The organism is Streptomyces sp. B8-7 (genome assembly GCF_058833805.1).
Window position 1 is genome coordinate 538,069 of sequence record NZ_JBYRRL010000006.1, and the last position, 18,269, is coordinate 556,337.

Consider the following 18,269-nt stretch of genomic DNA (forward strand, 5'->3'; position numbering starts at 1 on the left):
CCGCGGCGGTACCTGCGGCGGAGTGCCTACCCGGCGAGGCTGACATCCGAGCCGCGCACCGAGATGCGCACACCGTCCGACGTCGCCTCCACCTTGTCCAGCGTGATCCCGCCCGGCAGTTGCCGGATCACCTGGTCGAAGTCGGTGATCTCGCGCACCCGGTCCTCGGCGACGGTCACCCCGCCGAACCGGGGCAGCGAGCCCGCCTTCACCCGCACGCTGTCGCCGTCGACCTCGACCGTGCTGAGCACCGTCAGCGGCTTGGGCAGTTTCGCGCCGAGCACCGACGCCTCCACCGCGACCTCGATCTTGCCGTCGCCGCCGTAGGAGAGGCCGACGACCTGTGCGGTGACGCCGGGGGCGACCTGGGTGGGCTCGGACTTGGCGGTCTTGAGCAGCTCGTCGTAGCCGATCGCCGCCGTGCCGGTGGCGGACGTGGCGGTGGCGGAGCTGTAGTCGCCCGAGAACCGGACACCCTTCATGTGCGCCTTCAGGTCGTCGATGCGGATCGTCTCGGCGCCGTCGCCGGTGGCGGCCTGGTAGTCCGCTATGCCGACCTCGACGTCGTCGAGCTCACCGCCCGCCACCTGTGTCAGGAACGGGAAGCCCCGGATGGAGACGTCGGGCGTCCGCGCGAGTCCCTCACCGGTCCGCAGCCGGTCCGCGGCCTCACCCTCGGCGAAGTGCACGGCGATGCGGTCGGCGGCCACGAAGACGCCGCCCAGGACCACCACGACGATCAGAATGGTTCGCAGTGCGCGCATGTTCCCCCACCTAGGTGATCGGTCCGGTCGCCTGTCACCGTAACTCTCCGGGGTGACGGACCCGCGACCTTGTCGAGCACCTGTGACGGAGCGGGCCGGGAGCGGGCCGGGAGGCCCGAAGCGGCGCCGACGGCCCCTACAGGCCCCGGCCCAGCACCCACAGCACGGGGGCGGCGGCCGCCAGCGGCAGCGCCACTCCGGCGGTGAAGTGCACGAACCGCGAGGGGTAGTCGTAGCTCGCGACCCGGTGGCCGATCAGCGCGCACGCCGCCGCGACGGCCCCGATGAGGGCACCCCGGGCACCGACCCCGGTCATCCCGCCGGCCGCGATGCCCGCACCGGCCGCCGCGAGCAGCGAGACGACCGCGGAGGCGGGCGTCGGCAGCGGCAGCACGCGAGCCGGCAGGGCCACCGCGACGGCCGCCGCGCCGATCACCGCCGCGTCCGGCTCGGCGGCCAGGAACCCGGCCGCGAGGATCGCGAGCGCCGCCGACACGACGGTCGCCATCAGGCCGTACATCCGCTCGTCCGGGTCGGCGTGCGACCGCAGCTGGAGCACGAGCACCAGCAGCACCCACACCCCGAGGGTGCCGAGCAGGGCCGCGGGCGCGTTGCCCCGGCCGGCCGCCACCAGCGCCGCGTCGGCGGTCACCGCACCGGCGAAGGCCAGCGCGATGCCCTGCCGGGCCGGCCACATCCCGTTCAGCCGGAACCAGCCCGCGGCGGTGAGCGCCTGCAGCACCACGAGCGGCACGAGCAGCGCGTACGACCCGACGGCCGCGGCGCCCGACAGCAGCAGGGCGAGCAGGGCGGTGAGCGCGGCGGGCTGCATGCCCGGTTCGATGACCGGCGAGCGGCCCTCCAGACGGGCCCGCTGGGCGTCGGTGACCCTGGAGTTCCCGGCGAGCGTGGCGGGGCCGTAGGAGGGCCCGTCGGCGGCGTTGCCGGCTGCGGCTCCGGCGCTCCCCGCGGCCTGCCCGCCCTGCGGGTGCCCGCCCTGCGGGTGCCCGGCAGTCCCCGCGGTCCCGGACGGGGCGGGGGCCGGGGCGGGGGCGGGGCCGCCGTGGGCCGCCGGGCCCGCCTGCGGGGCGTCGTGGGCGCGGGGGGCGCCGAGGCCGTCGGGGGCGCGGGGGGCGCCGAGGCCGTCGGGGGCGCCGTGGCGGCCCCGGGCGTCGCCGCCGCCGTAGGACGCGGACGCACCGTAGGCCGCGGAGCCGCCGTACGCGGCCTGGGCGTGCGCGGGCCGCGCGGCGTGACCGGGACGGCCGGGAGCGGTCGCGCCGGGGTGTGCCGCCCCGGGGTGTGCCGCCCCGGGGTGCGGGTCCTGCTGAGGCGGCAGGTACGCGGTCTCGGTGGTGCTCGGCGCGGTCACCGGCGGCTGGGCCTGGGTCTCCCAGGTCTGCCCCTGCCACTGCTGCGTGTACTGGGGGTCCTCGGAGCCGGGCCACTCCTGCCGCGGCGCCGGGTGGCCGCCCCCGGGCTCCTGCCCGGCCGGCTGCGGCCGGTCCGCGCCCGGGCCGTCGTAGGGCCCGCGGTGGGTCCCTCGGTGGGTCCCGTGAGGCGTCCCGGACGGCGGGTCGTACGGCTGCCGGGCGAACGGGTCGTACGGCTGGTACGGCTGGTTGCTCATCGGTGAACGGTCACCCTCCTGCGAACGGCGGGAGCACCTCGACCGTGCCGCCCTGGGCCAGCCGTACCGTGTCGTGCGCGCGGGTTCCGACGGGGTCGCCGTCGACGAGGAACGAGCAGCGCAGCAGTACGCGCGGGAGCTCACCGGGGTGCCGCTCGCGCGCCGCGTCGAGCGCCTCGGCGAGCGTCGCGGCCTCGACCGGCTCGTCGGCGACGCCGGCCGCGGCCTTGGCTGCGGCCCAGTAGCGGACCGTGACCTGTGGCATCTCGTCCCTCACGTGGGTTCGGCAGTGAACAGGGCCAGGCTAGCCCGCCCGGGAGACCGCCCAGTCACCGATGCGGGCCAGCAGTGCCCCGTCGGCGGCGTGTTCGGCGTGGCCCATGCCGGGCTCCAGCCACAGCTCGCCGTGCGCGCCCGCCGCGGCGGCCAGCATGCGCGGGTGGTCGAGGGGGAAGTAGCCGTCGCGGTCGCCGTGCACGACGAGCAGCGGCGTGGGCGCGATCCGCGGTACCGCCTCCACCGGGGACAGCGGTACGGGGTCCCAGTCCCGGCCGTGGATGCGGGTGCGGAGCCCGTAGCGGGCGACGAGGCGGCCCTCCGGGCGGGTGACCAGCCAGTGCACCCGGCGCATCGGGGCGGTGCCCCGGTAGAACCAGCGGGCGGGCGCGCTGACGGAGACGACGGCGTCCGCCTCGCCCGGCCGCAGCGCGGCGTGCCGGAGCACGACCGAGCCGCCCATGGAGAAGCCGACGGTGACCACGCGCGGGTGCCCGTGGCCGCGGGCCCAGGCGACCGCGGCCGCCAGGTCGAGGACCTCCCGGTCGCCGACCGTGGAGCGCCCGCCGGAGCGGCCGTGGCCGCGGAAGGAGAAGGTGACGACGGCGCCGTACCGGCCGAGCGCGGCCGCCACGCGGCGCACGTGCGGCCGGTCCGCGGCACCGGTGAATCCGTGCGCGACGACGAACACGGGGACGGCGGCGGCCGGGGCACCGGCCGGCCCGCCGGCCGCGGCGGACGCGGCGGACGCGGCGGACGCGGCGGACGCGGCGGACGCCGGCCGGGCCGCGCGCACCGGGCCGGCGCCGTTCACCGGGGCACCGGAGAAGTCCGGGGCGCCGTCAGGCGCGAGACCACCCGCGGGCACCCGGCCGTCGGCGGGCGCAAGACCACCGGCAGGCGCACGGCCGCCGGCCGACGGGTCACCGGCGGACCCGAGGGCGTCGGTGGGCCCCCGGCCGGGGGCGAACACCCGGCCGACGGCGGATGGCGCGGAGGTGTCGCCCGGCCCCCGGGACGGGTTGTATACGAGTGAGGGCGGTTCGTATACGGAATCGATCGGGACGCCGTCGGCCGTGTGCAGAAACGTCCGCAATGGTGCGCGTCTGTTTGTCTCGGCATACGGACGAACGGTGGAACGTGCCACATGACCTGCCGGACCGTTGTTCATGTCGGCTATTCTGCTGGGCAGAGGACTCGGGCAGCGTAGCCCCCGGGTCCTTTTGTGCTTTCGGAAGCGTTGTATACGAAGCGGGAAACCCCAGGTGACCGCAGGTGTACGGGGCCCCGGGATCGCAGAGCAGTTCTGTACCGCACACGTCCTCGCAGGGACCGAGGAGGAACCAGACGCATGAGTTCTCTGCTGCTCCTGACCAACGCCCTCCAGCCGTCGACGGAGGTGCTGCCCGCGCTCGGCCTGCTCCTGCACAACGTGCGGGTCGCCCCGGCCGAGGGGCCCGCACTCGTCGACACCCCGGGCGCCGACGTGATCCTCGTCGACGGCCGCCGCGACCTCCCCCAGGTGCGCAGCCTGTGCCAGCTGCTGCGCTCCACCGGCCCCGGCTGCCCGCTGCTGCTGGTGGTCACCGAGGGCGGCCTGGCCGCCGTCACCGCCGACTGGGGCATCGACGACGTCCTGCTCGACACGGCGGGCCCGGCCGAGGTCGAGGCCCGGCTGCGGCTCGCGATGGGCCGGCAGCAGATCGTCAACGACGACTCCCCCATGGAGATCCGCAACGGCGATCTGTCGGTCGACGAGGCCACCTACTCCGCCAAGCTCAAGGGCCGGGTCCTGGACCTGACCTTCAAGGAGTTCGAACTGCTGAAGTACCTGGCCCAGCACCCCGGGCGGGTCTTCACCCGCGCCCAGCTGCTCCAGGAGGTCTGGGGGTACGACTACTTCGGCGGCACCCGGACGGTGGACGTGCACGTACGGCGGCTGCGGGCGAAGCTCGGCCCCGAGCACGAGTCGCTGATCGGAACCGTCCGGAACGTCGGTTATCGATTCGTTACTCCCGAAAAAGTCGACCGCGCGGCCGACGAGGCGAAGGCCAAGGCCGCCCGCCCAAAGGCGGAGGATGCAGACGAATCGGCCGCCGTGGGCGCCGCCGAGGCCGCGGCGGACGCATGAGGGACGCACGGCCGGGGCGTCGCGCGCGCACAGCCGGCGCCCGGCCGCACTCCTTTCCGCCCTGCCCAGAGGCGTTCCATCCGCGTAGACTCCGCGCGTGGCCAAGGTGACTCGGGATGATGTGGCACGGCTGGCGGGTACCTCGACCGCCGTCGTCAGCTACGTCATCAACAACGGACCCCGGCCGGTCGCCCCGGCCACCCGCGAGCGTGTCCTCGCCGCGATCAAGGAGCTGGGCTACCGGCCCGACCGGGTGGCGCAGGCGATGGCCTCCCGCCGCACCGACCTCATAGGCCTGATCATCCCCGACGCCCGCCAGCCCTTCTTCGGGGAGATGGCGCACGCGGTCGAGCAGGCCGCCTCCGAGCGCGGAAAGATGGTCCTGGTCGGCAACACCGACTACGTCGGCGAGCGCGAGGTGCACTACCTGCGCGCCTTCCTCGGCATGCGGGTGTCCGGCCTGATCCTCGTCTCCCACGCGCTGAACGACCTGGCCGCCGCCGAGATCGAGGCCTGGGACGCGCGCGTGGTGCTGCTGCACGAGCGGCCGGAGTCCATCGACGACGTGGCCGTCGTCACCGACGACCTGGGCGGCGCCGAGCTCGCCGTCCGCCATCTGCTGGACCACGGCCACGCGTACGTCGCCTGTATGGGCGGCACCGCGGAGACCCCGGCCGTCGGCGACCCGGTCTCCGACCACGTCGAGGGCTGGAAGCGCGCCATGACCGCAGCGGGCCTGTCCACCGAGGGCCGCCTGTTCGAGGCGCCGTACAACCGCTACGACGCCTACCGGATCGCGCTGGACGTCCTCTCCGGGCCCGACCGCCCGCCCGCGGTCTTCTGCTCCACCGACGACCAGGCGATCGGCCTGCTGCGCGCGGCCCGCGAACTGCGCATCGACGTCCCCGGCGAGCTGGCGGTGGCCGGCTTCGACGACATCAAGGAGGCGGCGCTGGCCGACCCGCCGCTCACCACGGTCGCCTCGGACCGCTCGGCGATGGCCCGTACCGCCGTCGACCTGGTTCTCGACGACGGGCTGCGGGTGGCGGGCTCCCGCCGGGAGCGCCTGAAGACCTTCCCGTCGCAGCTGATGACCCGGCGCTCCTGCGGCTGCGCGTAGGCGCTCCGCCCGCGGCACCGCGGGAGGGCCCCGGCCGCCCCGCAGGCCGTCGCGGCCGCCCGCGCAGCTCCCCGCCCCCCCGTCAGGGCGCCGCACCGCGGCCCGTGGGCCGACCGCCCGGCCTTCACCTGGACACCTGGGCACCTGGGCACCTGGGCACCTGGGCACCTGGGCACCTGGGCACCTGGGCCTTTATATCGGGCATACGAGGTTCTGCCGGGCTTCTCAGACAGCGCTCAGGGAGCTCTCATGGTCGGGCGGCAGGCTCATGAACATGACCGAGAGCAACCGCCGAAGCGGCGAGCACGAGCACACGTACCAGGGCGGCGCGGAGCAGACCCCGTACCGGTCCGGAGACCGGGCCCCGCACCCGTACCAGGGCGGCGCGCAGCCCCCGGCGCCCGCCCCGGCGGGCCACCCCCACCCGGTGCCCCCGAGGCCCGCCGCTCCCCCGGCGGCGGACGCGGCCCAGGCGGCCCACGCCGCGGACGCGGCCCCCTCGGACCCGGTCACCGCGGTGAACCCGGAGTGGCCGCCCCCGCCGTACGAGCCCCGGTACGGAACCCCGCAGGGGCAGCCCGCGCACGAGCCCTCGGCCGGTCCGCGCCACGGCGGCTCCTACGGCCCGCCGCAGGAGCCGCCGCACGAGCCGCCGGCCGGTGCGGTCGCCCCCGAGCCGAAGCGGCGCCGACGGCACCGCGGTCCGGCCGGCCTGCTCGTCGCGGTCGCCGTCGTCGCGGCCGCCGTCGGCGGCGGCACCGCCTACGGCATCCAGGAGCTGACCGGTAGCTCCGGCACCGCCGCCACCAGCTCCACCAGCACCAACGTCGTGCCCTCCAGCCAGAAGGGCACGGTCGCCGGGGTCGCCGAGGCGGTCACCCCGAGCATCGTGGAGATCAACGCGAAGGGGAACGCGGGCTCCTCCACCGGAGCGGGCGTGATCATCACCGCTGACGGCGAGATCATCACCAACAACCACGTCATCGCGGGCGCCTCGCAGGTCGAGGTGACCACCAGCGACGGCACGCGGTACTCCGCCCAGGTCGTCGGCACCGACAGCAGCAAGGACCTGGCCCTGATCAAGCTGGACGACGCCTCCGGCCTGAAGGCGGCCACCCTGGGCGACTCCGACGGCCTCCAGGTCGGCGACCAGGTCGTCGCGATCGGCTCCCCCGAGGGCCTGACCGGCACCGTCACCAGCGGCATCGTCTCCGCCCTCGACCGCGACGTCACCGTCTCCACCGAGGAGGGGCAGCAGCAACAGCAGCGCGGCGGCGGCTGGCCGTTCGAGTTCGGCGGCCGCGAGTTCAACGGCGACACCGGCTCGTCCACCACCACCTACCAGGCCATCCAGACGGACGCCTCCCTCAACCCCGGCAACTCCGGCGGCGCCCTGATCGACATGAACGGCAACATCATCGGCATCAACTCGGCGATGTACTCGTCCGGCGCCTCGTCCTCCGCGGACGCGGGCAGCGTCGGCCTCGGCTTCGCCATCCCGGTCAACACGGTGAAGGCCGACCTCGACGCCCTGCGCGCGGGCTCCATGAACTGACCCGCGGGCCGGACGGACCGACAGAGGCCGAGGGCAAGGAGAACGCGATGGACGAGACGAAGACCACGGACGCGGCCGGCACGCCGGACGCGCAGGACACGACGCATGCGACGGGCGCCACGGACACGGCCGCTGCGACGGGCGCGCCGGACACGGCCACTGCGACGAGCGCGGCGGGCGCCCCGGAGGCGAGGGGCACCACGGAGGCGACGGGCACCACAGAGACGACGGGCACCACGGAGGCGACGGGCACCACAGAGGCGACGGGCGCCCCGGACGACGACCGGGGCGTGCTCAGGCGGATCGTGATCGAGCGGGTGCCGCACGGCCCCCTCGGCACCGGCCCCGCGGGGCTCGGCCTGGCCCTGGCCGTCGCCCGCGCCGTGCACCCGCCGACGGCACGGGCACCCGAGGTGGCCGACGGACGGAACCGCTCCGGCCGCCGGGCCGCGGGCCGCCGCCGCGCGGCGCGGAACGTGCGAGGCTGAGAGACGGACCGGCACCGCACCCCCGCCCCGAAGAACCAGAGGAACCCGACGCCCATGAGCCCCGCCGAAGGCGACCGCGACCCCCAGCGCATCCTCATCGTCGACGACGAGCCCGCGGTACGCGAGGCGCTCCAGCGCAGCCTCGCCTTCGAGGGCTACGACACCGAGGTCGCCGTCGACGGCATCGACGCGCTGGACAAGGCGACGGCCTACCACCCGGACCTGGTCGTCCTCGACATCCAGATGCCCCGCATGGACGGCCTCACCGCCGCCCGCCGCATCCGCGGCGCCGGGGACACCACCCCGATCCTCATGCTCACGGCCCGTGACACGGTGGGCGACCGCGTCACCGGCCTGGACGCGGGGGCGGACGACTACCTCGTCAAGCCGTTCGAACTGGACGAGCTGTTCGCCCGGATCCGCGCCCTGCTGCGCCGCAGCACCTACGCGGCCGCGACGGGCGCCGCGGCGCCCCAGGACGAGGCACTGGCCTTCGCGGACCTGCGGATGGACCTCGCGACCCGCGAGGTGACCCGCGGCGGCCGCCGGGTCGAACTGACCCGCACCGAGTTCACCCTGCTGGAGATGTTCATGGCGCACCCGCGCCAGGTCCTCACCCGCGAACAGATCCTCAAGGCGGTCTGGGGCTTCGACTTCGAGCCGACGTCCAACTCCCTGGACGTCTACGTCATGTACCTGCGTCGCAAGACGGAGGCCGGCGGCGAGCCGCGCCTCGTCCACACCGTCCGCGGCGTCGGCTACGTGCTCCGGCAGGGCGGCACCGAGTGAACAAGGCGCTCCGGCGACTGCGCTCCCTGCCGCTGCGCTCCCGGCTCGCCCTCCTGGTCGCGGCGGCGGTGGCCTTCGCGGTGGCGGCCGTGTCGGTGACGTGCTGGTTCCTGGTGAAGGACCAGCTGTACCAGCAGACCGACGAACAACTGCGCAGCGAGGACGTGTCCGGCCTCCTGCTGAACAGCATGCTGGCCAACTGCCGCCAGGAGGACCCGCGGGCGCTCGCCCAGCCGCCGAACTCCCCCATCGTCACCATCCTCTACTCCGACGGCGCCACCTGCACCAATCCGGGTGTCGAGGAGGTCCGCGTGCAGGCGGCCGACCTCGCCGTCGCCGACGGTGACGTCGAGACCGCCCTGCACTCCGGGCGGACCGCCGACGGCACCGCCGTGCGCGTCTACACCCGCCCGGTCATCGACCGCAGCACCCGCCAGGTCCAGCAGGGCGTAGCGGTGTCCGTCGCCAAGCCCCTGGAGGACGTCACCGAGCCGCTGAACTCCCTGGCCTGGATCCTCCTGGTGGTCTCCGGCGCCGGTGTGATCGGGGCCGGCGCGGCCGGCCTGGCGGTGGCACGGGCGGGGCTGCGCCCCGTGGACAAGCTGACGGAGGCCGTGGAACACGTGGCCAGGACGGAGGACCTCACGGTCCGCATCCCGGTCGGCGAAGGGGACGAGGACGAGATCGCGCGGCTGTCGCGGTCCTTCAACTCGATGACGACGGCGCTGGCCGGTTCCCGGGACCTCCAGCAGCAGCTGATCGCCGACGCGGGCCACGAACTGCGCACCCCCCTCACCTCCCTGCGCACCAACATCGAGCTCCTCGCCCGCAGCGAGGAGACGGGCCGTCCCCTCCCGGCCGCGGACCGCAAGGCCCTGCTGGCGTCGGTGAAGGCGCAGATGACGGAACTGGCGGCGCTCATCGGCGACCTGCAGGAACTGTCCCGGGCGGACAGCCAGCGGGGCGAGCGGGTCCAGGTGGTCCCCCTGCTGGACACGGTGGAGGCGGCGCTGCGCCGGGCCCGGCTGCGCGGCCCGGAACTGACGATCATGGCGCGGCTGGAGCCCTGGTACGTCCGCGCGGAGCCGTCCGCGCTGGAACGCGCCGTGGTCAACGTCCTGGACAACGCGGTCAAGTTCAGCCCCGAGGGCGGCACGATCGAGGTCGCCCTGCACCAGGGCACGCTCACCGTCCGCGACCACGGCCCCGGCATGCCCGCCGACGAACTCCCCCACGTCTTCGACCGCTTCTGGCGCTCCCCGAGCGCCCGCGCCCTGCCCGGTTCCGGCCTCGGCCTGTCCATCGTGGCCCGCACGGTGCAGCAGGCGGGCGGCGCGGTGTCCCTCGCCCCGGCGGACGGAGGCGGCACCGTCGCCACCCTCCGCCTCCCCGGAGCCCCCACACCGCCCCCGGACACCCCCGCCCCCGCCTGACCGGGGCCTGCCGCATCAGCTGCCGGACCGCCGTCATCGCCACGCGCGGCCCGGCCCGTCCGGGTCGGTTCTGGGTGTGCCTGCGCTGCCACTCCTCCACGGGCGCCGGGCCGCGGCACGTGCCGGACTCCGCCCCGCACTCGGCCTCGTCGCCCGACACGCACCGGGCCTCGTACTCCGGCTCCGCCGTCCGGTCCTGCTCGATGGTGAACGGCACGTACCGGAACACCCGCCGGGTCACCGCGCCTCCCCCCGCGCGACCGGCGCCGTGTCCCGGACGTGCAGGAATCCCCCGGCCCGCTCGATCTCCCGCGCCACCTCGTCGTACTCCCGCAGAACGGAGGAGATCATCGAGCGCCATGCCGTGAGCACCGCACCGGCCTCACCGCGCTCGACGTGCCCGACGGCCCGCGCCGGCCCGGCCCGCCCCTGCGGCGGCAGCAGGCCCACGCGTTCCTCGATCACGTCCGTGACGTCCCATCCGAACGCCTCGGCGTAGTCCGTGCACTCCCGCCGGGGCACCGCGATGTCCGTCTGCGGGGCACCGCAGAGGTGGATCACGCAGCGGAACCGCTCGATCCGCGTGTCCCCGTCCGGGGCGCCGGGCTCGTCCGGTGCGACGCCCGCCGCCGCGTCCGCCAGGCCCTGACGGCGCCTGCGCTCACCTTCGGTACGACGGACCCGGGTCCGTCCCCGCCCCTGTCCGTTCTCCATGCCGACCATGCATCAACCGTGCCCGCACGGTCGCCCGGGGTGAAGAGACGAGGCGTACGATCGGCCGGGGTCGACGGAAACGCGCTCGTACGCTCCGTAGGGCTCAGGCGATCAGGGGCACGCCGATCACTTCCCCGATCCTCCGCACCCGCGCCGTCGACACCTGCGCGAGACGCTTGCCGATGACCCCGGGCGAGGGACAGCCCCGAGGCATCCGCCAGCCCCTGCTGCGTCAGGTCCGAACCCCGAAGGTGCTTGAGACGCTTGCCGTTCGTCAGATCGGCCCAGTCGGTCACGCCCCCCCGTGCGTCTGCTCAGGCGGCTACCCCTCGATGGTAGGGCCGGGCAGGCGGACGCACCGGAGATCCGGAGTGACCCGGGATCAGAACGGACACCGAACCGGGACACACCGGCCGGTCACACGCGAAGGGCCCGGCGGACACGGGAAAGCCGTGCCCGCCGGGCCCCTCGGGAGGGCCGTGCCAGGGTTACCGGACGACCGTGATGCGGTCCGCCGCCGGGGCGGCGAGCGGCGCGGCGGGGCTGGAGTGGGCGAGGAGGTACTTCTCCAGGGCCGCGAGGTCGTCGCCGCCGACGAGTTCGCCGGTGCCCTGGGCGAGGGTCGGGAAGCCGTCGCCGCCGCCCGCGAGGAAGCTGTTGTGCGCGACGCGGTAGGTGGCGGCCGGGTCGATGGGCTCACCGTTGAGCTTGACGGACGAGGCGACCACCCGGTCGGCGCCGGACTTGGTCAGGTCCAGCGTGTAGGTGAGGCCGGAGGAGATCTGGAGGATCTTCGGGGAGGCCTCGTTGACGCCGCTGACCTGCTCCTTGAGGACCTGGATCAGCTGGGCGCCGGTGAAGTTCTTCAGGTTGACCGTGTTGGCGAACGGCTGCACGGTGAAGCCCTCGGCGAAGGTGACGACGCCGTCGCCCTCGCTGCCCTTGGCCGCGTAGGTCAGGGGCGCGCGGATGCCGCCGGGGTTCATCAGCGCCAGGTCGGTGTCCGCGTCCAGCTCCTTGCCGTGGGCGAGCTGGGCGTCGGCGATGAGGTCGCCGAGCGGGGACTCGGTGCCGTCCTTGACGATGTCCTCGGATATGTAGCCGATCGCGCGGTTGCCGACGGGCGCCGCCAGGGTGTTCCACTTGGTGATCAGCCGCGTCATGTCGGGCGCCTTGGGGACGTCCCGGGTGACGACGTGGTTCGCCGACTCCACCGCGGTGCGCACGATGTCACCCGTGCGGCGGTCGTAGGTCAGGGTGGTGTCCGTGTAGAGGCGGCCGAAGGACGCCGCGGACGTCACCATGCGGGGCTTGCCCGACGGGTCGGGGATGGTGCACACGTACGCCTGGTGGGTGTGGCCGGTGACCAGTGCGTCGACCGTCGGCGAGATGTTCTTCGCGATGTCGACGATCGGGCCGGAGACGCCGTCGCCCGCACCCGGCGAGTCGCAGTCGTAGTTGTACGACGAGGAGGCGGGCATACCGCCCTCGTGGAGCAGCGCGACGATGGACTTGACGCCCTTGCGCTGGAGCTCCTTGGCGTACTTGTTGATCGTCTCGACCTCGTCCTTGAACGCGAGGCCCTTGATGCCGTCGGCGGAGACGATGCCCGGCGTGCCCTCCAGGGTCACCCCGATGAAGCCGATCTTGACGCCCTTCTTCTTCCACACGAAGTACGGCTTGAGGATCGGCTTGCCGGTCTTCTCGTCGACGACGTTCGCGGCGAGGTAGGGGAAGTCGGCGCCCTTGAACTTCTTGTCCCTGAAGCAGCCGTCGACCGGGTGGCAGCCGCCCTTCTGCAGGCGGGCCAGCTCCCGGGCGCCCTCGTCGAACTCGTGGTTGCCCACGGAGGTGACGTCGAGGTCCAGCTTGTTCAGCGCCTCGATGGTCGGCTCGTCGTGGAACAGGCCGGAGATGAGCGGGGAGGCCCCGACCATGTCGCCGGCGGCCGCGGTGACGGAGTACCGGTTGCCCTTGCGGGCCTGGCGCAGGTGCGTGGCCAGGTACTCGATCCCGCCGACACCGTCGATGGTCTTGGTGGTGCCGTCCGGCTGCACCTCCGTGACCCGGCCGGAGGAGCCGGCCGGCGGCTCCAGGTTGCCGTGCAGGTCGTTGAAGGACAGCAGTTGCACGTCCTGGTAGCGGCCGTGGTGGTGGTGCTTGCCGTGGTGCTTCGCCGGCTGGGCGCTGGCGGTGCCGGGCAGCGCCGCGGCGAGCGCGCCGACGGTCGCGATTCCGGCGGCCGCCGCGAGCAGCCGGTGCGTACGGCGTCTGCGGCGGTGCGGCTGGGATGTGGTAGGCATGCGGCCCCCTGCGGTGCATGTGACGGTATGGCTCGGTCCCGGCGCAGCCTAGAGTCAACGCGCGTAGCGCGACAGGGGGTTCATGGTTACATCTGGGTTTCCCTTTGCCGGTCCTCCCGTCAGCGGGCCTTTACCCTCGTATGCATGACCAGCGACGACTTCGCCCGGCCCGGCCACTCCCGCTCCATCGAGACCCTCGCCGCGCTCGACGCGGAGCAGACCGACGCCGTACTCGCCCTGCTCGCCGACGCCGCCCGCAACGACGGCCAGCAGGCCGTGTCCGAGCAGGGCCGGCTCCAGCTGCGCGGCGGGGCGCGCCAGGGCGTGGCCCACCTGCTGCTCTCCCTCGGCGGTGAACTGGTGGGCTACGCCCAGTTGGAGGACACCGACCCGGTGGAGGCACCGGCCGCCGAACTGGTCGTGCACCCCGCGCACCGCGGGCACGGACACGGCCGGGCGCTCGGCTCGGCACTGCTCGCCGCCTCCGGCAAGCGGCTGCGGGTGTGGGCGCACGGCGGGCACCCGGCCGCCCGTCACCTCGCCCAGGTGCTGGGCCTGACCCTGTTCCGCGAACTGCGCCAGATGCGCCGCCCCTTGGAGGGCCTGGAGCTGCCCGAGCCGGTGCTGCCGCAGGGGGTGACGGTCCGTACGTTCGTCCCGGGCGAGGACGACGCCGCCTGGCTCGCCGTGAACGCCGCGGCCTTCGCCCACCATCCCGAGCAGGGCTCGCTCACCCAGCGCGACCTCGACGACCGCAAGGCCGAGCCCTGGTTCGACCCGGCCGGCTTCTTCCTCGCCCTGCGCGGCGAGGAGCTGGTCGGCTTCCACTGGACGAAGGTGCACGCCGAGGAGCAGCTCGGAGAGGTGTACGTCGTCGGGGTCTCGCCCGCCGCGCAGGGCGGCGGCCTGGGCAAGGCCCTCACCACGATCGGCCTGAACCATCTCAGGGCCCAGGGGATGCCCACGGCCATGCTCTACGTCGACGCCGACAACAAGGCGGCGGTGGCCGTGTACGAGGGGCTGGGCTTCGCCACCCACGAGACGGACCTCATGTACCGCACCGAGACGTGACGGACCCGACCGGGACCTGACGGACCGGACCGAGACGTGACAGACCAGACCGGGACGTGACAGACCGGACCGGGACCTGACGGACCGGACCGGGACCTGACGGACCGGACCGGGACGTGAGCCGGCCCACCCCGGCCGGGGAGCACCCCCTGGCCAGCACGAGCCCGCCCGCACCGGCCCCGGACGTGAGCCCGTGCGGCCCCGCGGCGCCGGACCGCTCACCGAGGGCACCCGCGCCTCACCGTCCGTGACGGAGGGCGCTCGGCGCCGCCCGGTCGGAAAGCCGCCCGGCCGGAAAGCCCCGCCCGGCCCCCGCCCGGCCGCCCCCGGCCGGCTCCACCGGGCGGCCCCGCCCCGGCGCCGGCGCGGCCCCCGCGGCCCTCCGCGACGGGGGCCGCGCAGGTGCCGGGCCCGGCGCCGCTGCGCCGAACGGGGGTACCCCGGAGGGGCGGGGCAGGCACATGGACGTCCGCGATCCGTTCCCCGCTAGCCCGTACGCCATGTCGCCGTAACCATTGGTTCAGACGGTCTTGCGACGCTCGGCCAATGAACCCCGCCGTGCCCGAGCCCCCGCCGCCGCCCGCGACGGACGCCCCCACGCTCCCGCCCGCGCCTTCCGACGCGCCCGTATCGCTCCTCGCGCGGAAGAATGGGTCCATGAGTCAGCAGAACGCCCAGGCAGAGGTCCAGCACGCACAGCCCTCCGTGGGCTCCATAGCCGCCCACCGCCCGCACACCGTGGCGGCGGCGGTCTCCGACCTGGAACCCGACCTCGACGCGGACCTCGACGCGTACGAGGACACGCAGGAGGACGGGGTCAAGCTGCCGCAGGGCCGGTTCCTGGACCGGGAACGCAGCTGGCTCGCGTTCAACGAACGGGTTCTGGAGCTCGCCGAGGATCCGAACACCCCGCTCCTGGAGCGGGCGAACTTCCTGGCGATCTTCGCGAGCAACCTCGACGAGTTCTTCATGGTCCGGGTGGCCGGCCTGAAGCGCCGTATCGCCACCGGGGTCGCCACCCGCTCCGCCTCCGGCCTCCAGCCCGCCCAGGTGCTGGAGATGATCTGGGCCCGCTCCCGCGAGCTCATGGCCCGGCACGCCGCCTGCTTCCACGAGGACGTCGCCCCCGGACTCGCGGAGGAGGGCATCCACCTCGTCCGCTGGAGCGAGCTGACCGAGAAGGAGCAGGCCCGCCTGTTCACCCTGTTCAGGCACCAGATCTTCCCCGTGCTGACCCCGCTGGCGGTCGACCCGGCGCACCCCTTCCCCTACATCTCCGGCCTGTCGCTGAACCTGGCCGTCGTCGTGCGCAACCCGGTCAGCGGGCACAAGCACTTCGCCCGCGTGAAGGTGCCGCCGCTGCTGTCCCGCTTCCTGGAGTCCAGCCCCGGGCGCTACGTCCCCATCGAGGACGTCATCGCCGCCCACCTCGAAGAGCTCTTCCCGGGCATGGAGGTGCTGGAGCACCACGCCTTCCGCATCACCCGCAACGAGGACCTGGAGGTCGAGGAGGACGACACCGAGAACCTCCTCCAGGCCCTGGAGAAGGAACTCATGCGGCGCCGCTTCGGGCCGCCGGTGCGCCTGGAGGTCGAGGAGTCCATCGACCGCGAGGTCCTGGACCTGCTGGTGCGCGAGCTGAAGATAAGCGAGGCCGAGGTCTACCCGCTGCCCGGCCCGCTCGACCTGACCGGCCTGTTCCGCATCCACGGCCTGGACCGGCCGGAGCTGAAGTACCCCAAGTTCATCGCGGGCACCCACCGCGACCTCGCCGAGGTGGAGTCGGCCTCCCCGCCGGACATCTTCGCCGCGCTGCGCAGCCGGGACGTCCTGCTGCACCACCCCTACGACTCCTTCTCCACCTCGGTGCAGTCCTTCCTGGAGCAGGCGGCCGAGGACCCCGACGTCCTGGCGATCAAGCAGACCCTGTACCGCACCTCCGGCGACTCGCCCATCGTGAACGCCCTGATCGACGCCGCCGAGGCCGGCAAGCAGGTGCTGGTGCTGGTCGAGATCAAGGCCCGCTTCGACGAGCACGCCAACATCAAGTGGGCCCGCAAGCTGGAGGAGGCCGGCTGCCACGTGGTCTACGGCCTGGTCGGCCTGAAGACCCACTGCAAGCTCTCCCTGGTGGTGCGCCAGGAGGGCGACACCCTGCGCCGCTACAGCCACGTCGGCACCGGCAACTACCACCCCAAGACCGCCCGCCTCTACGAGGACCTCGGACTGCTCACCGCCGACCCGCAGGTCGGCGCGGACCTGTCGGACCTGTTCAACCGGCTGTCGGGCTACTCGCGCCGGGAGACCTACCGCCGTCTCCTGGTCGCCCCCAAGTCGCTGCGCGACGGTCTGGTCTCGCGGATCAACAAGGAGGTCCAGCACCACCGTGCCGGACGCCCCGCGTACGTCCGCATCAAGGTCAACTCGATGGTCGACGAAGCGGTCATCGACGCCCTGTACCGCGCGGCGCAGGCGGACGTGCCCGTCGACGTGTGGGTGCGCGGCATCTGCGCGCTGCGCCCCGGCGTCGCCGGCCTGTCGGAGAACATCCGGGTCCGCTCCGTGCTCGGCCGTTTCCTGGAGCACTCGCGGATCTTCGCCTTCGGCAACGGCGGCGAGCCGGAGGTGTGGATCGGCAGCGCCGACATGATGCACCGCAACCTCGACCGCCGTATCGAGGCCCTGGTCAGGGTCGTCGACCCGGCCCACCGCGCCGCGCTGAACCGGCTGCTGGAGACCGGCATGTCCGACACCACCGCCTCCTGGCACCTGGGCCCGGACGGCGAGTGGACGCGGCACGCGACGGACGCCGAGGGCCAGCCGCTGAGGAACGTCCAGGAGATGCTCATAGACGCCCGGAGGCGCCGGCGTGGCACAGCAACACCTTGAACCGACGGACCCGCTGGCCCGGCCGGTGACCGGAGAGGCCCTCGCGGACTACCTCCGGTCCCAGGCCACGGAGTTCCTGCGCGCCCTGCGCCAGCACCGGGAGACCGGCGCCGGCGCCAGCGGCTCGCGGGAGTCCGTCGGAGCGGCGCGCGCCCTGCGCCGGTCGGCCCGCCGCATCAGCGGCAGCCTGCACACCTACCGTCCCCGGCTGGACACGGACTGGTCGGAGGGCATGCGGCCCGAGCTGGCCTGGCTGTCCGGCACGCTCGCGGCCGAGCACGCCTGCACGGCCCGGCTGGACCGGCTGCTGGCGGCCCTGCACCGGCTGTCCGGCTCGGCACCGGTGCCCGCCCAGCCGGGCGCGCCCGGCGGCATCCCGGGCGGCGCCCCGCCGGTCCCGGAGCGCGGCAACCTCACCGTGGGCGCGGCCAAGGCGGGCGCCCTGCTCGACCGGCAGCTGACCCTGGCCCGTACCCGCGCGCACTCCACCGCCCTGCAGGCCCTCGGCAGCAGCCGCTTCCACGCGGTCGCCGACAAGGTCGCCGTACTCGCCAGCGAGGTGCCGCTCGCCCCGGCCGCCGCCGAGGCCCGCCTCGGGCCGCTCGCCGCGGCCGCCGAGGAGCGCCTCGCGGACGCCGTCGCCGCCCTGCCGCTGGTCACCGCGGGCCACCCGTACAACGCGGAGGCCCTGGTCCACGGCCTGTCCCCGGACCCGGCCCCGCACCCCCAGGACGGCCCCTGGCACCAGGTGCGCCTGCTGCTGCGCCTGCACCGCTACGCCCTGGAGGTGCTGCACGGTCCGGATGCCCCGGCCGACGCGCCGCTGCTGGCCGCGGGGCAGGCGCTGAACCGGCACCGGGACGCCTCCGAGGCGGCCGCCGCCGCGGCCCAGGCGGCACGCACTCCGCGCATCGCCCCGGCCACGGCGTACGCGCTGGGCGTGCTGCACGCGGACCAGCGCCACGAGGTGGAGGCGGCGCGCTTCGCGTTCCAGCAGGCCTGGCGGCAGCTGCCGGCGGGCACCCCCTGACACGCACCCGGGCGACGACGGCCGGCCCGGGCACGAGCCGGCACACCGGAACCACGCGGAACAAGCCGGAACGACC

At 74.3% G+C, this 18,269-nt stretch carries 15 protein-coding genes and 1 pseudogene; 9 read left to right on the forward strand and 7 right to left on the reverse strand.

Translation table 11 applies throughout. From position 1 onward, the window contains the following. Positions 1 to 26: 26 nt before the first annotated feature. The 4 genes from AC5K6T_RS30650 to AC5K6T_RS30665 form a co-directional block, all read right to left on the reverse strand. Positions 27 to 764: an LmeA family phospholipid-binding protein gene (locus tag AC5K6T_RS30650; protein WP_493214226.1), complete on the reverse strand. Its 738-nt coding sequence runs from the start codon at positions 762 to 764 to the stop codon at positions 27 to 29. Between the two features lie 136 nt (positions 765 to 900). Beyond that, positions 901 to 2,394, reverse strand: a complete 1,494-nt coding sequence (locus tag AC5K6T_RS30655; protein WP_493214228.1) for a hypothetical protein — start codon at positions 2,392 to 2,394, stop codon at positions 901 to 903. Between the two features lie 10 nt (positions 2,395 to 2,404). Further along, the gene (locus tag AC5K6T_RS30660) at positions 2,405 to 2,659 is read right to left on the reverse strand and encodes a MoaD/ThiS family protein (protein ID WP_493214230.1); all 255 of its coding nucleotides are present in this window, start codon (positions 2,657 to 2,659) and stop codon (positions 2,405 to 2,407) included. A 39-nt stretch (positions 2,660 to 2,698) separates the two neighbouring features. Further along, a complete protein-coding gene (locus tag AC5K6T_RS30665; protein WP_493214314.1) occupies positions 2,699 to 3,361 on the reverse strand; it encodes an alpha/beta hydrolase family protein in 663 nt (220 codons plus the stop codon). A 660-nt stretch (positions 3,362 to 4,021) separates the two neighbouring features. On the opposite strand from AC5K6T_RS30665, the gene AC5K6T_RS30670 reads away from it, so the two are divergent. The 6 genes from AC5K6T_RS30670 to AC5K6T_RS30695 all read left to right on the forward strand — a co-directional run bounded on the left by AC5K6T_RS30670 (position 4,022) and on the right by AC5K6T_RS30695 (position 10,186). Beyond that, positions 4,022 to 4,801, forward strand: coding sequence for a response regulator transcription factor (locus AC5K6T_RS30670; RefSeq protein ID WP_493214232.1), 780 nt, complete (start codon positions 4,022 to 4,024; stop codon positions 4,799 to 4,801). Between the two features lie 97 nt (positions 4,802 to 4,898). Continuing rightward, positions 4,899 to 5,921 (forward strand): LacI family DNA-binding transcriptional regulator, encoded by a 1,023-nt coding sequence (locus AC5K6T_RS30675; protein ID WP_493214234.1) that lies wholly within the window; start codon positions 4,899 to 4,901, stop codon positions 5,919 to 5,921. Between the two features lie 268 nt (positions 5,922 to 6,189). Further along, on the forward strand, positions 6,190 to 7,476 hold the full coding sequence (locus tag AC5K6T_RS30680) for a S1C family serine protease (RefSeq protein ID WP_493214236.1): 1,287 nt from the start codon (positions 6,190 to 6,192) through the stop codon (positions 7,474 to 7,476). Between the two features lie 47 nt (positions 7,477 to 7,523). Beyond that, the gene (locus AC5K6T_RS30685) at positions 7,524 to 7,964 is read left to right on the forward strand and encodes a hypothetical protein (protein ID WP_493214238.1); all 441 of its coding nucleotides are present in this window, start codon (positions 7,524 to 7,526) and stop codon (positions 7,962 to 7,964) included. A 54-nt stretch (positions 7,965 to 8,018) separates the two neighbouring features. Next, the gene (locus AC5K6T_RS30690) at positions 8,019 to 8,753 is read left to right on the forward strand and encodes a response regulator transcription factor (protein ID WP_493214240.1); all 735 of its coding nucleotides are present in this window, start codon (positions 8,019 to 8,021) and stop codon (positions 8,751 to 8,753) included. After that, the gene (locus AC5K6T_RS30695) at positions 8,750 to 10,186 is read left to right on the forward strand and encodes a sensor histidine kinase (protein ID WP_493214242.1); all 1,437 of its coding nucleotides are present in this window, start codon (positions 8,750 to 8,752) and stop codon (positions 10,184 to 10,186) included. Before AC5K6T_RS30690 ends, AC5K6T_RS30695 begins: the two co-directional genes overlap by 4 nt. A 70-nt stretch (positions 10,187 to 10,256) precedes the next feature. On the opposite strand, the pseudogene AC5K6T_RS30700 reads toward AC5K6T_RS30695, so the two are convergent. From AC5K6T_RS30700 to AC5K6T_RS30710, 3 genes and pseudogenes are all read right to left on the reverse strand, one after another. Next, positions 10,257 to 10,427: pseudogene (locus AC5K6T_RS30700) on the reverse strand (DUF7848 domain-containing protein); the annotation flags it as partial. Further along, positions 10,424 to 10,909: a hypothetical protein gene (locus AC5K6T_RS30705; protein ID WP_493214244.1), complete on the reverse strand. Its 486-nt coding sequence runs from the start codon at positions 10,907 to 10,909 to the stop codon at positions 10,424 to 10,426. The gene AC5K6T_RS30705 and the pseudogene AC5K6T_RS30700, both read right to left, overlap by 4 nt. 479 nt (positions 10,910 to 11,388) lie before the next feature. Beyond that, the gene (locus AC5K6T_RS30710; RefSeq protein ID WP_493214246.1) at positions 11,389 to 13,203 is read right to left on the reverse strand and encodes a bifunctional metallophosphatase/5'-nucleotidase; all 1,815 of its coding nucleotides are present in this window, start codon (positions 13,201 to 13,203) and stop codon (positions 11,389 to 11,391) included. Positions 13,204 to 13,347: 144 nt separating this feature from the next. On the opposite strand from AC5K6T_RS30710, the gene mshD reads away from it, so the two are divergent. From mshD to AC5K6T_RS30725, 3 genes are all read left to right on the forward strand, one after another. Beyond that, positions 13,348 to 14,274, forward strand: coding sequence for a mycothiol synthase (gene mshD, locus AC5K6T_RS30715; protein ID WP_493214248.1), 927 nt, complete (start codon positions 13,348 to 13,350; stop codon positions 14,272 to 14,274). 546 nt (positions 14,275 to 14,820) lie between these two features. Then, positions 14,821 to 17,163: an RNA degradosome polyphosphate kinase gene (locus tag AC5K6T_RS30720; protein WP_493214250.1), complete on the forward strand. Its 2,343-nt coding sequence runs from the start codon at positions 14,821 to 14,823 to the stop codon at positions 17,161 to 17,163. Then, the gene (locus AC5K6T_RS30725; protein WP_493214252.1) at positions 17,144 to 18,193 is read left to right on the forward strand and encodes a CHAD domain-containing protein; all 1,050 of its coding nucleotides are present in this window, start codon (positions 17,144 to 17,146) and stop codon (positions 18,191 to 18,193) included. Before AC5K6T_RS30720 ends, AC5K6T_RS30725 begins: the two co-directional genes overlap by 20 nt. Positions 18,194 to 18,269: the final 76 nt, after the last annotated feature.